Genomic DNA, 14,349 nt, shown 5'->3' on the forward strand with positions numbered 1-14,349 from the left:
GCATCTATCAGGTCCTGTTTCACATAGACATTATACATCGATATTTTCCACGCATTATCAATGTTTGTAATGTAGTTAGCCTTTTGAGTCAGCTATAAAATCAGATATTATTTTTTCAATATCGAAAGGAGTAATCCCTTTATCCAAAGAAAAAATGCTTTCTGCTTCTTCGATGTCTTGAACGAGTTCACCTCTAGCTTCAATATGTAATCGGAACAAGTCATATAAATTCGGTTTAACTAAATTAGTTAAAGCCTTCCCAACTAGTATCATACCTTTTTGATTAGCCTCGATGGTATTATCATAAGTTAGATCTCTCGTAAGAGACAAATCTGTCCAAATCAATTTTCGTTCCTTTAAGTCTAAAATAACTGGAATAGAGATTTGGGTGTCGGCAGTAATATCCACTTTATCTTGAACAGTAGAAGGTTCAAATATTTCACCTGAACCAGGATATTGACGAACCATCCAACCAGTAAAGCATTCTGGTAAATCTTTATACGGTTGGTCTGTGTAAGAAAGCAAAGTCATTACTACATAGCGTGCACCATATTTCAGCACAGACGGAATATCGAAATCAATGAATTCAGATGCCCCCTTTGGTGCAGAAGTAATATCTCCGCTATGGTAGGCTTTGAAATTTTTTGAACGTAAGTTCGTGAAGGATACATGTTCTTTGTATTGCCAATCTTCGTCGTACATTGCAGCAGATAAATCAATGTCAACACGTCCTGTATGTTGTCCATTCACATAGCCTTCTTTCCACCATAGGAAAAAACGAATCGTATCTCCTTCTGGCAAATCTACTTTACTTCCTCGAGATAATGTGCGAAGCGCTTTGCTGGCTGAACGTTGAGAGAAGGGAACTAAGTGATTTTTTAACTGTTCATCCAAAAATACTTTTCCGAGACTTGGAAGTTCTGCGAAGCGATTTTTTAAAGTATCTTCACACATTTTTACAATCATTAAACAAATATCCTCTGAGATAAATGGAAGTGTATTTTCGATACCTATAGCTTTTGCTACATTTCCCTTTGGAAAAAAGGTACGAAATTCATTTTTATCATTTCGATGCTTAAAATGAGCTGTGAGTTGAAGTAATACAGGAGTAGAAACGTTTCCTATTATACTTAGAAAATCTTCGAGAATATTGAAAACATCTGTTGACTTATCACTACATAAACGGATTAAATGATCCAAGCGTCTGGCAAATTCCCCCGGGCGAGTTTTTAAAAGATTTTTTGCTGTCATGATATCACGATTCAACAAAGCTGCTTCTATTTTTCCATTAAATGTTTCAACTTTAATGTTGTTGCGAAGAATCTCAAATTGAAGTGCACCCCAATTGTTAGACACAGTCTAACAATTGGAGGTGCATTTTTTATGGCTAAATTTTCTTCAAAAGAAAAAATCCAAGCGGTGAAACGATATTTAGATGGTACAGAAAGTGGAAAAACAATTGCTAAATCTATAGGAGTTAACCCTAGCGTACTTCGTGAGTGGATTAGACGATATGAGTCTTCAGGTGAAAAGGCCTTTGAAAAGTGCTATACATTCTACCCAGCCCAGTATAAACTAGATGTACTTTATTATATGAATGAACACGGGACATCTATCAGAGAAACAGCGGCACTTTTCAATATACCGTCTTATGAAACACTTCGGAAATGGAAAATAGCTTATGAAACAGGAGGATTGGATGCCCTACAATCAAAGAAAAAGGGGCGTCCAACCATGAAAGTTAAAAAAATAAAGCCAGTAGATGAAGGATCAATCGAAGCCTTACAAGCGGAAAATGAGCGTTTACGTATGGAAAATGCATATTTAAAAAAGTTGAATGCCTTAGTTCAAAACAAAGAAAAATCACCAAACAAGACAAAGCGCAAGTAATCTACGAGTTAAGGCATGAATTTCCTATCAAGGAGTTACTTCAACTCGCAAACATTCCACGTAGTACGTACTATTACTGGATGAAACGTTTTAATCGTCCTGATCCAAATGCGGAGGTAAAAGAACTGATTCAAGCTATTTATAATGAACACGATGGGTGTTATGGTTATCGTCGTATTCGTGATGAACTTATGAATCGTGGACACAAAGTAAATCATAAAAAAGTGTATCGCCTTATGAAAGAATTAGGGTTAAAATGTCTGGTTCGTATGAAAAAATACCGCTCTTACAAAGGGACAGTTGGGAAAATTGCGCCAAATATTTTAAATCGCAACTTCCAAGCTGAAAAACCAAATGAAAAGTGGGTTACAGATATTACGGAGTTTAAGTTATTTGGGGAGAAGTTATACCTATCACCAATGTTGGATTTATTTAATGGTGAAATTATCACGTATACAATTGGTTCAAGACCGACCTATTCCCTTGTTTCAACGATGTTGGACCAAGCCCTTTATTGTGTAACCAATCCGGATAAACTCCTCATTCACTCTGATCAAGGTTGGCACTATCAAATGAAACAATACCGTCATTCTCTTAAGAATTGTGGCATAACTCAAAGTATGTCTCGCAAAGGAAACTGTTATGACAATGCCGTTATTGAAAATTTCTTCGGTATCATGAAATCGGAATTTCTGTATCGAAAAGAATTTGAAAGTATAACACATTTCAAACAAGAATTAGCAAAGTATATAGAATACTATAATCATAAAAGAATTAAGGCAAAATTAAAGGGTATGAGCCCAGTACAATACCGGGCTCATGCCCTAGAGGCTGCCTAATGAAACGACCTGTCTAACTTTCGGGGGTCACTTCAAATGCTCGGTGGGTTTTTGGGAAACGAGTATGATATTCTGCTGGATGAAGAATTTCACCTAAACGAATCCAACGTTTTTTGTATCGAAGCATATCTTCGGTAATGTTTCCGCATTGCTCTAACAATCCTAAAAGGAAGCGTCTTTCTGCTCGGTTAAACTTCTTGAATCGGACGGAGGATGCTAAACTCACATCGCCTTCAGATAAAGCAACTGCAAGGCGAAGAACATCAGTTGCTGTTTTAAAATACTTTGCAGCAGCATCGGCTGATATTTTTCTGTTTATTAATAAAACCCCAATTATAAAAGACATATTTTCCTTATGAGGAATTACATTAGGTAGAAAACAGGAAACATCTTCAGTGTGTGTAATAGCCCATTCTACATCCGTCTTATCAGTTGAGGAAATAGAGCTGTTTGCACTAATCAATTGAGAAATCATTTGATTGAAATCTTCTTCACTTCCTAAGTCAATAACTTTCAAATCAACTCTATCTAAAAGAGGGAGTCGTTCTTCTACTTTTGATACAGGTAGGCGCAACGTCACATAATGAATAATGGCATTAATGTATAAATCAGCGTCACTTAAATCCATCATTTGTTGCGGAAAGTTTGGATACATAGGAGTAAACTGAATATGTGCTCCAACCATTTCTTTTAAATGTTTTACCAATTCTTTGTAAAACGATGTGAATGCATCAACCGAAAGTGTTTGCAACTCTTCTATTAAAGGCTCGGAAAAAGTAAATCCTAAATTTTCCAAGTTTTTTAAAACAGTGGCTAAATAAATGTTCGGTAGTTTATTTTCTTCTCTTTTTATAATTACTTTCAAACTTCTTCTTATGTAAATAGAATTTTTCATGAGAACGCCAGCTATTCACGCCTTATAAAAGAGGGGAATAGTCTGACTGTCCTCCTTTCAGTGGTAGATTTTTATTTTTATATGTATAAACACACTAATTGTAGAAAAATGCACAGAGGGTACATAGCTATTTTTTAGTGGAAAATTAGGGATATAACATTTAGTTGTTAAGTGGTAATTTGTTAATTAAGAAAAGAAAACCTCTACATCAATGGTTGATAAACTAAAGTTTATGCAATCCCAAAGAAGAAAGAGGTTTTATAGTCTAATTATTTTTCATAGGGAATTGACAACTCTAAAACAATTTGAAATTTCTACAAAGAAGGAAGAATTGTCATAGCCTATGTGTTTAGCAGGAAAGTAACATCCCTATTTGGCCAAAGAAGTTAGAAGGAAGGAACGTCATAGCCTGCTTTATTAGTATATTCTCTTGCGAAGAGCAATTCAAGTATACTGTCTGATTTTTTATTTTTTTCTTAAAGGGGAATTTTCATGATTATCCCGCATTAACGGGCAGCCAGATTGGTGAGGGTGATTAAAGTTTCACTTTATAAATAGGGAGACCATCACATGCCCTTTTTATAATGCTATTACGGGAGGATTTTTATTTTTGATATATTATACCATTTATTTAATGGTATAATATGGTATGCGTTCTGTGGAATGGAGTTGAATGAGTATTATAAATACAAAAGGTGAAATTAAAAAAACGAAAAGAAAAGTATTACTAACTATACTTACTATGTTAGTAATTATAATTGGATTTGGATATTGGAAACTTTTTAGTTTGCAAGGTGTTCCAAAAGGGGAATTAATTCGAACAGTGAAATCTCCAGATGGAAAATATCTCATCAAGACTTATTTTCATAATGCAGGATCATTAAGTGCGGATGCTGTTAGGGGTGAATTAGTTAACCTTGATACAGATTCAGAGAAAAATATATATTGGAACTATCCAGATACAGATCCATATATTGAATGGGTAAATAAGAATATTGTTAGAATTGGAGATCAAACTTTAGATGTTTCACAGAAAGAAACCTATGATTGGCGTGATGACGATAAGCACGTTAAAGAAATGCCTAAACAGTTTATTAGATAAAATAAGAAAAATTAAATTTATTTAATCTTATTCGTTTAACTATAGATAGGATTATATGAGTGAAAAAGTCCATTTAGATTTTCTAAATGGACTTTTTTAGATTTCTAGATACGACTACTGATAAAAATGGAACAAACTTGTTATTTAGGTTGTCTATTAAGTATACGTATAAAACAGGGGTTCATGATAGTTCACTCATTTTATGAAAAGTGAGATGCAAGAGAGTGATATCCGATACACTCTTTAATTGTATCGATATGTATAACATCTAAAAAACATATATTCTTGAAAGAGGTTGAAAATGTATGATAGTCTTAAACAAGTTTTTTAACATTTTACATTACAAAAAGATGGTACCTGTAGTATTTCTTTCATGTGCAACGCTTATAGGCTGTTCTGATGGTAATACTCAATCTGAATTACCTAAACAAACGAAACAAACAAATCAAATCAAACAAGAAATTACTGGTAATGATTCTTTTGTTAAACTTGAAAAAGAATTTGATGCTAAACTCGGTATTTATGCATTGGACACTGATACGAATCAAACCGTTACTTATCAATCAGATGAACGGTTTGCATACGCATCTACCCACAAAGCTTTAGCTGTGGGAGTACTTTTACAAAAGAAATCAATAGAAGATCTAAATCAAAGAGTTTTGTATACCCGTGAAGATCTTGTTAATTACAATCCAATTACAGAAAAGTATGTTGATAGTGGTATGACCCTGAAAGAGCTTGCAGATGCTTCTCTTCGATATAGTGATAATACTGCACAAAATCTTATTCTTAAACAATTAGGTGGACCTAGTGAATTCAAAAAATCACTAAGAGAAGTAGGAGACACCGTTACAAATCCTGAACGTTTTGAACCAGAATTAAACGAAGTGCCTCCAGGAGACGTACGTGATACTAGTACCCCAAAGGCATTAGCTACTAGTCTTCAGGCTTTTACGCTAGGAGATGTACTTTCAACTGAGAAACGGGATTTATTAATAGATTGGATGAAAAGGAATACTACCGGAGACAACTTAATTCGTGCCGGAGTTCCAGGAGGATGGGAAGTAGCTGATAAGACTGGCTCGGGATCTTATGGAACCAGAAATGATATCGCAATTATTTGGCCACCAAATAAAAAACCAATTGTTCTTGCGATACTTTCTAATCATGATAAAGAGGATGCTAAACACGATGATAAGCTTATTGCAGAAGCAACCAAGATAGTGTTAGATGCTTTAAAAGTGACAAATAAATAATAATAGTAACTAGTTATTATTATTTTCCCGGTTTTTCGTCACAATATTGTGAGTCATGATTTTGCTAGCGGACTAATGTTTATGGGGTTCTTCGTTGGAGTTGCATTTTTAGCAACGATGGCAAGTTGCTTAATGTTTAAAGTTCTGTCGGGAGCATCAAAAGATGTGGCACGTTATCAAACGTTTCGTAAAATTGTTGTCCGCCGAGAATTATTAACAAACTCAATCTATAAAGAGTTATACTTCATATTTTTATTCCCAGCAATTGTCGGGATTACTCATATATTATTTGGTATGAACATGTTTAGTCCTATTTTAATCAATCCGTACTCTCGTATTTGGTTACCACTTGTTATTTTTGTAGTAATTTATTCGATTTATTACTTGATTACAGTTCAATTATATAAAGGAATTGTACTCTCGAAAAAAAGATCAATGTAATGATGTTATTCATAAAGAATGATAGATAATCCTTTTTGGAAAGAACAATTAAGAGAGAGATAACATTAATTATCGACTGTATCGAAAGTGAAATCACTTCTTTACAGAAGGAGATGGAGAATTAAGTCAATCGAATGAATATTATAGCCTGCTAATATCCCAGAGTATGTTATAAATAATATTGCCACTTGGGTGCAAGGAAGATTGAAATGAAATTAGCAACCATATTTTTAAATAGTTATTTTCAGAGGCAACAAGTGTATTAGGGAGGGGGCATTTGGCTTAGAGGAATCTTCATGTGAAAAGACCTGAAACAGCCTTCCCTATAGCAATAATAAAGATGTCTAATTTCTAATATAGAAAATAATAGCGTTGCTACATTCAATATGTAGCAACGCTATTTAAATTTTTTAAACAGGGTTAAATTTTTCAAGAAATTTACCTATAAAAAATGATATCCAATTAAATTCATAAGTTTATCCTCTATGTATTTTGTAACTACATTTCATCTTGCTGTAAAGAAACAAAAAACACTTTTTTATTCAATAATTCCAATTTCTAGAGCCTTTTGAACAGCTTCTTCTTTGTTACTGACTCCTAGCTTTGTATAAGCTGTGGAAGCATAATTTCTGACCGTACCATTCGATAAATATAACCTTGATGCTATGTTAGTGTAACGAAGTCCTTTTGCTACTAGCTGTAATATTTCTATTTCCCTAGCTGTTAGCTCATAAGCGGTTGCTTTTGATTGTGGTGTCTCTTTTTTCTCATCAAACTTCTCAAATATTTTGTGAGACATTCCCTGATCAATTAGTGTCCCACCTTTGTGAATAAGTCGGATCGTATTGGCTAGCTCCAACGTTTCAATAGATTTAAGTAAAAAACCATCCGCACCGTTGCGAAGTGATTCCACTGCCTGTTCGGTATCTTGAAACGTTGTAAAAATCAATACGCGGATATGTGGCCATTGTTGCTTAATCTTTTTGGTTGCTTCGATTCCATCCATGTGCTGCATATCTAAATCCATAAGTATAACATGGGGTTGAAGGCGCCCACACAAATCGATGGCTTGATTGCCATCCTCAGCCAAGCCGACTACATTTAAATCTTCATATCTATCGAGTAGTGTCCTCAAACTTTCTCGAACAAATGGCTGATCGTCTACAATTAACAAACGAATAAGTCCATTTTTTATTTCAGTTTGTCGCGGTATGGTGCATGTAACAAGCATTCCTTCTTCTGGCTTTGTATATACAGACAAATGACCTTGCAAGTTCATTGCCCGTTCTTTCATCGCATTCATACCGAAGCCTTCCTGCCATTCTACATTTCCTTTTCCATTATCTTGAACTTCTAACCTCGTATATTGTTGTTCAAACTGCAATGAAACTATAATTTCAGTCCCTTGACCATGACGTACTGCATTCGTAAGGGACTCCTGTAAGCAACGAATGAATGTGATCTTCGCTTGCCGAGATAGTTGATATTCCTCTCCGAATGTCCTAAAACTTACATTTACCTGAGCGTGCTCCTGAAATTCGGCTCCAAGATTTTGTAGAGATTGAATTAAGGAAGGCGATTGACATGGAGAATCCATTTGATGTAGGTAACCTCTCACGTCCTCGATGCTTTTACGTCCCATTTCAAGCAGAGAATCTAGCCTCTGTATACCCATTTCAGTAGCAAGTTCGGTACGCAACGTTTCCATCCCCATAATAATAGAAGTATAAGCGTGACCAACTGTATCATGAAGCTCATTCGACAGTCTGTTCCGTTCTTCTGCCAATGTAATGCGTTCAATTTGAGACATATATTGCTCAAGTACCGCGTTTTGTTTACGAATCGCTTCATTTTGCTTATGATTGACGATTAGTAAATGGAAAGCGAATCCCATTACATAAGCAAGTCCATAGTAGGTAACCATAATCCAATAGCTATTACTTGGTGCAACCGCATAGAGAATTCCAGTTGTTATAAAAACTGTTGTTGGAGCTGTCCAATAATAGGACAAATGCTTACTATTCGCAGCAATTAGAAACACCGATATAAGAAATGTCTTGTTAGCTTCCGGAAATAAGGAGGTTAAATATATACACAGTCCACCATATAGCAGTATTTCTGTGGACAAGTAATATTTGTAATTGAACAGTAAGGCTACCCATGGAATAGAGAAGGCAACAACCTCCCAAAAAATAATAATCCAAAGTGGTAGTGTCAAACTATTCTGAAAATCTAACGTGATTACGACGATAGAGACACTAACAAGTATACGGACTCCTAACATAATCCAATCGTACCAAAACCAATACTTAACCATATCTAACAAGTTATTCCCCCCCTAAGTAGCCTACCATTTTACTTCCTATATTATAAATTAATCCTTCATACATTGTTATACTTTTTAATTTTACACTACAATTTTCTCGCAAAAGGGAAACTTCTATCGATTTAGTTGCCGAATCATGCTACGGGTATAGCCACCAATTTTCTTTGTCAAACGTTCTACTATTCTAATACTTATGGCGGTAAATACTATACCCATAAACATTACAAAGAGTGACTTGGCAAAAGTATCTATCTGTATGAATATAATATTCATTTCAATGTAGCGATACAGTAGTGGTGCCAACAGGAACATAAGTGGCATTACATAAAAAATGATTGTACTAATGAGACTGAAAATGCCAATCACTAATTTCTGCATTAACCAAAAGACAGCAGACCAAGTGCGACGATCAGTAAGCACTAATTTCACCTGAGTCCAGTTCGATGTATCTATTGTTATACTTCTGTCATAAGAGTCTGTTGAAATATCTGTATAAATTTTCGTCTGTATGCGTTCGAATTGAATAAAAGGTGTAGTAGTCTGTAGTACACGTATAATTAGTGGAATCCCAATTACCGTAAATGAAAGGGTGAAGCTGAATAGCAGAGCTATTAGATAAAAACAAAAATAAAACAACCCTGTAACGAAAGTTAGCAATAAAAAATAACCATTCTGTATGAATCTTGATTTCATAAAGTTCATCGCTCCTATCTATATAATAACCGAATCATACTGCTTTTTTTGTCATTCTCACTAGTGTAAAAGTGTCATATGACATTTCTAAATGATGTTAAAAAGGGGAGAACAACCTACTTCTGGTTAAAAAAGATGCGTATATTAATCTCCATAAAACAATCCCGTTTTTGCATCTGCAAGAACGGGATTGTTTTGTATTTTTATTTAATATGAGAGTGACTTGTTTTTCGAATATGAAAAATAATATCAAATTGCTCAAGCAATGATTTATCAAAGTATACAGATTTGTTCGGTAAGAGTCGTGCCCCTATACTGAGTAATGGTCTTTTTGCTTTAACCCATTTCTTTGCTGGTCCTTTAAGGTGACGATTATCTAATAAAAACATTTCATATGGTACTTTTCCGAGGGTATAATTGAAACTATTTACATCTTGTGGAATCAGATCCGTTATAATCTTATCTTGGGTGTCGTTGTATAAGGTGACATTCCCCTCCGTAGTTGTACTGCCAATTGTGACATAATTATTGTCTAAACGTTCCTTCAAAAACTGCCCCGAGGCATAAGGGTATGATTCCTCATCGATAATTCCTTTAGCCATATGAATATTGTGTGTCCACACTATCGTTTTACCACCCAATCTCTCTTGTGCCCACATTGCATGATCGGCCATGTATTGCTCATGTAGCTTTAACAGACTTGGAAAGTCGTTAGGAAGTAGCATTGTGGTAAATTTCTCTATTGCACTTGCCGTTGCTTTCGCCCAGATGTACTCGGGTGAAGCTATTTCTGTGTTGGCTTGCCCATTCTCATCTTTTAGTAATTGGGCTACTCTCTCAGCGTTTGCCTTGAACTTTTCTCTTATTTCAGGAGCAAGTTTCATATATTCCTGTAAACTGCCAGTAAAAGACGGCAATTCTTTATAATTTTCTTCTACTTCTGCCAGCAAATCTGGTCGATGCACCCTTACATAATCAATTACTTTATTAAAGCAACCTTGGTCCAACTCCTTTAAGTCGAGCCCAATAAATTGGATCTTTTTTTTATTGGATGGATCAGCATTATAATCTTTCATCCACTCAACCATGGCTATAATTTCATCAGTAGGATATAACAAGTTTAAAAATTCTCTAGGGTTTCCTTTTCCTGTTTGGATATATTCATTTAGTTTTAAGCCGTTTCCCCAATCTTCTTCCATTGTGAAGTTTGTAAAACCCATCTCAGTAACCAAATATTTCACAAGGCGAAACTTCATAGTGAAAATTTCAGAGCTTCCATGAGTATTCTCTCCTAATCCTACATATTGTGCGCTCCCAATCATTTTCTTAAGTGGTTTTAAATCCTCAAATGATTTTGACGGCTCTATCGTTTTTAATGGATAAGCCTGTGATTGTATTGATTTAACTATATTTTTTTGTATTGATTGATTTGAATTTTCGACTGCTACTGTTTGAGCCTTTCCTACTTCTACACATCCTGTGACTAATAAAGCTGTACTAACCATTGCAATTATTCTTTTCTTATTCATTTTTTCCACCTCAATTGAATTATTTGTAAAAGCAAGATTGATTCATTGTACTTGCACGAATCAATTGCCTTAATTCAATTGTTATCTATCCCATATCATATTTTCTAGTTACATATTGTCATAAAGTTAATTGACACAGATCATATGCTAATCATTACACTTTTGTACTATCGGCTATGACAACTTATAAATAATAATTACATTGATGAGTCGTAAGTAAGACTAGATTATAAATGGGGGAGGGATTTTAAAGATGAATGAATTTGTATACAAAAATATTTTTATTCTAAGTTGTGTCTGTGGAAATGACAAGAAGTATATTCGATAAACAAGTGAATTATAGGGGAAGGGCGGATTACAATGATATTAAACGCAAAATCGTTCCACAATAAAGATAAAATCCAACGTGCTAAAATAGGACTTCAACTTTTTCTGAGTATCTTAATCATTACTTCAATTATCCTAAATGTAGTAGTAATAATTACGAAAAGTATGCCACTTATTGTGGTATATATGTTTACCCCAGCATTATCTTCTATTTTGACTCGCATAATACTGAAAGAAGGGTTTAAAGATGTATCTTTTAGTCTCGGTAACTTAAAGATATGGAAGGGGATCGGTTTTGCTCTGCTAATCCCTATGATTATTTGTGGAATTACTTATTCTATCGCCTGGTTGAGCGGAATTGCGGGGTTTCAGTATCCCGAAGTTGGTATGTTTATTTTAGAACCGATCTACAATATGCTTGGGCTTCAGTATGTAACGGCACCATTCAGCTTCATTTATCTAGTAGTATTGAGCGGCATTTTCGGAAGTTTGCTTGGCTTAATCCCAGCTTTGGGAGAAGAAATGGGTTGGCGAGGTTATATGCTCACAAGGCTAGTCGATGCAGAGTTTTCACGGCCCATCCTTATTAGTGGATTGATTTGGGCAACGTGGCATGTTCCAATAGTTATTGCTGGTCTATATGTAGCGGGACCATCTGTCGTTCTTTCAGTACTTGGTATCTATCTTTGTATTGTACCATTCGGTTATATTATAGCTTATTTACGACTTATCACAGGCAGCATTTGGCCTTCGGTTATCATCCATGCTACTTGGAATGCCATTATTCAAGGACCTTTCACACGTGCAAGTACAGGGTATCAAACTGAGATTTGGATTGGAGAATCTGGCTTGATAACCGCTAGTATTATCTTGATTACTGCAATAATTACGTCTCGAATCGTGAATTTTACTAAATAGCATACGGATGTGTTTTAAATTCAATTAGTGAAATATGACGAGGCGAAATAAGATGCTCCTAAAAATATTAGAAAAAATCTAGTTGAACAGACTCTTACTTCATCTTAGGCTGCTGGATATGTGGGGGACATCAAGCTAAGAAAATAAACTTGGTTGCCATAAAAAACATAATGTTTTCATTTAAAGGCTATGAGATGAAATTTCATCATCTTCATCAAGTTTGACCTTCAGGAAATAAAAAGTTAAACGATTATACAAATACTCTAACTGAAAAAACGATAGTCCTTCTACATTTTAGATAGAAGGACTATCGTTTATTTTTTTGACAAAATTAGGAGGTGATGTTCATAAAATGGATAATATAATTCGTATTTGCGTAAAGAGAAAAAGTTTTCCAAAGAAGATGTAGTTAATTTCCTTGGTATAACGGTTGATTGAAATTTCATTTTATAACTTGTAAAGGGCTGTGCAATGCATCGTACTATTGAAAAATCTAAATTTAATCATTAAATTGCGATAAAATGTGGTCGGAAATAATGAAATTTTAGGAAAAATAAGGTACACTAGTTTATGATTTTAGTTGAAAATCGTTTGACGTTAATGCATACGGGGGAAAGATTGATGAACAACAATACAACAAATGAATCAGTTGAAGAAATTGATCAAAAACGAGTAAGATCAAAAAAACGTTATACAAATTGGAAGTTTATTGCAGCGGGTATTGGTGTAATTGCACTTCTTATTGGGGGAATGAGTTATTATCAGGCAACTCACTTCAATTCGAATGTTACAATTAATGACACAAAAGTTGGTGGTCTGAGCGCTGATCAGGCAATACAGAAATTAAAGACATCTGGACTAGCAAACAAAGTCTATGTTGATCAACAACAAATTTTAGATGAAAAAGATACAAAAACGGAACTTACGGAAAAAGATTTGCCTCAAGTTAAGAAACTATTAAAAAACCAGTGGACATTTTTCCCTTCCTCAAAGGTAGAAAATTATTCATTGCTACCAGAGAAGGCAGATCAGTATCGTAGTGAAACGTTGAAAAAACTTGTAGAAGAAAAGCTCATCTCTATGAATGAGAAATTAAAAGCGCCTCAAGATGCTATGGCGAAGCTAGAACAAGGGAAAATTGTTATTTCGAAAAGTGTTGAAGGAAAACAGTATGATGTTACTAGTCTACTGAAAGATTATGATAAGCAAAAATATAAAAGCGAAATTCATCTGAAGTCTGCATACATAAAACCTATTAAAGAAGACGATCCGATTGTCAAAAAAGAGGAGAAAGCACTACAGAATCTTCTTGGGCAGTCTGTTGAGTATAAAGTGCAGGATGAAGTTTATCCTTTAAAAGCGAAAGATTTAATTCAAAATGCCTCTATGTCAAAGGATATGAAAGTTACAATTGATGCGAGTGACATTAAGAAGAAAATTACTGAAATTAATAATGCCAAATCAACATTAAATAAAGATTTCTCATTTAAAACTCATTCCGGTTCAGTCATATCAGTAAAAGGAGAAGGATACGGCTGGGCACTAGATGTTGAAAAAGAAACTAAACAAGTTCAACAAGCCTTTGAGAAAGGCGAAAAATCGCTTTCTGCTTCTAATATTCACGGGAATGGTTGGGAGAAGGAAGGCATCGGTTATAAAACAACATCGAATAATGGCATCGGAGACACGTATGCAGAAGTTTCAATTGCAGAGCAACAAATTTGGATTTACAAAGATGGAAAATTAGTTGTTACAACAAATGTAGTAACTGGTAAACATAGTACTGGTGAAGATACATCACCAGGTGTGTGGTACGTCCTATATAAACGAACACCATATACGCTAAGAGGTAACGCAGTAGGAAAAGCTGATTATGCGGTTAAAGTAGATTACTGGGTCCCATTCACAAATAGTGGTCAAGGATTCCACGATGCCGGCTGGCGCAAAGACTGGGGAAATAATGCTTATTTAACAGGAGGATCAGGTGGGTGTGTGAATCTTCTTCCTAATGTTGCAAAAACTGTATATGATAGTTTGAACACGTATGATCCAGTTATTGTGTATTAAAAAATAGCTACGTATCAAGAAATAAACAAAGCAGGAAATCTTACCTGATGGTATATGAAAAAACAC

General features: G+C 34.8%; 8 protein-coding genes and 4 pseudogenes. 7 read left to right on the top strand and 5 right to left on the bottom strand.

Annotated features, from left to right (window positions below; translation table 11 throughout):
- Nucleotides 1-75: 75 nt before the first annotated feature.
- Nucleotides 76-1,329 (bottom strand): annotated as a pseudogene (locus QCI79_RS24630) (TerD family protein); the annotation flags it as partial.
- A gap of 54 nt (nucleotides 1,330-1,383) precedes the next feature.
- Here QCI79_RS24630 and QCI79_RS24635 point away from each other — a divergent pair.
- Nucleotides 1,384-2,729, top strand: a protein-coding gene (locus QCI79_RS24635) for an IS3-like element ISBth10 family transposase (protein ID WP_209291797.1) whose coding sequence is annotated in 2 segments (ribosomal slippage) — nucleotides 1,384-1,825 and nucleotides 1,825-2,729 — 1,347 coding nt in all. Because the reading frame shifts where the segments join, the coding sequence is not laid out codon by codon here.
- 28 nt (nucleotides 2,730-2,757) lie between these two features.
- On the opposite strand, the pseudogene QCI79_RS24640 reads toward QCI79_RS24635, so the two are convergent.
- Nucleotides 2,758-3,624: pseudogene (locus QCI79_RS24640) on the bottom strand (cytoplasmic protein); the annotation flags it as partial.
- A gap of 673 nt (nucleotides 3,625-4,297) precedes the next feature.
- Here QCI79_RS24640 and QCI79_RS24645 point away from each other — a divergent pair.
- The 4 genes and pseudogenes from QCI79_RS24645 to QCI79_RS24660 form a co-directional block, all read left to right on the top strand.
- Nucleotides 4,298-4,726 (top strand): DUF5412 domain-containing protein, encoded by a 429-nt coding sequence (locus QCI79_RS24645; RefSeq protein ID WP_000022542.1) that lies wholly within the window; start codon nucleotides 4,298-4,300, stop codon nucleotides 4,724-4,726.
- A gap of 305 nt (nucleotides 4,727-5,031) precedes the next feature.
- Nucleotides 5,032-5,982, top strand: coding sequence for a class A beta-lactamase (gene bla, locus QCI79_RS24650; RefSeq protein WP_000636457.1), 951 nt, complete (start codon nucleotides 5,032-5,034; stop codon nucleotides 5,980-5,982).
- 45 nt (nucleotides 5,983-6,027) lie between these two features.
- A pseudogene (locus QCI79_RS24655) lies at nucleotides 6,028-6,423 on the top strand (ABC transporter permease); the annotation flags it as partial.
- 21 nt (nucleotides 6,424-6,444) lie between these two features.
- A pseudogene (locus QCI79_RS24660) lies at nucleotides 6,445-6,636 on the top strand (alpha/beta hydrolase); the annotation flags it as partial.
- A gap of 325 nt (nucleotides 6,637-6,961) precedes the next feature.
- On the opposite strand, the gene QCI79_RS24665 reads toward QCI79_RS24660, so the two are convergent.
- The 3 genes from QCI79_RS24665 to QCI79_RS24675 all read right to left on the bottom strand — a co-directional run bounded on the left by QCI79_RS24665 (nucleotide 6,962) and on the right by QCI79_RS24675 (nucleotide 10,971).
- Nucleotides 6,962-8,749 carry a helix-turn-helix transcriptional regulator gene (locus QCI79_RS24665; RefSeq protein ID WP_021727933.1) on the bottom strand — a complete coding sequence of 596 codons (1,788 nt, stop codon included), beginning with the start codon at nucleotides 8,747-8,749 and terminating at the stop codon, nucleotides 6,962-6,964.
- A gap of 114 nt (nucleotides 8,750-8,863) precedes the next feature.
- Complete coding sequence (locus QCI79_RS24670; RefSeq protein WP_002101109.1) at nucleotides 8,864-9,442, bottom strand: sensor domain-containing protein; 579 nt, start codon at nucleotides 9,440-9,442, stop codon at nucleotides 8,864-8,866.
- 203 nt (nucleotides 9,443-9,645) lie between these two features.
- The gene (locus QCI79_RS24675; RefSeq protein ID WP_001036181.1) at nucleotides 9,646-10,971 is read right to left on the bottom strand and encodes an erythromycin esterase family protein; all 1,326 of its coding nucleotides are present in this window, start codon (nucleotides 10,969-10,971) and stop codon (nucleotides 9,646-9,648) included.
- 360 nt (nucleotides 10,972-11,331) lie between these two features.
- Between QCI79_RS24675 and QCI79_RS24680 the strand changes: the two genes are divergently transcribed.
- Together QCI79_RS24680 and QCI79_RS24685 are read left to right on the top strand one after the other, a co-directional pair.
- The gene (locus QCI79_RS24680) at nucleotides 11,332-12,216 is read left to right on the top strand and encodes a CPBP family intramembrane glutamic endopeptidase (RefSeq protein WP_000602506.1); all 885 of its coding nucleotides are present in this window, start codon (nucleotides 11,332-11,334) and stop codon (nucleotides 12,214-12,216) included.
- Nucleotides 12,217-12,837: 621 nt separating this feature from the next.
- A complete protein-coding gene (locus QCI79_RS24685; RefSeq protein ID WP_001064059.1) occupies nucleotides 12,838-14,283 on the top strand; it encodes a L,D-transpeptidase family protein in 1,446 nt (481 codons plus the stop codon).
- Nucleotides 14,284-14,349 lie beyond the last annotated feature (66 nt).

This window comes from Bacillus cereus group sp. MG1 (genome assembly GCF_040460035.1).
Classification (GTDB): Bacteria; Bacillota; Bacilli; order Bacillales; family Bacillaceae_G; genus Bacillus_A; species Bacillus_A cereus.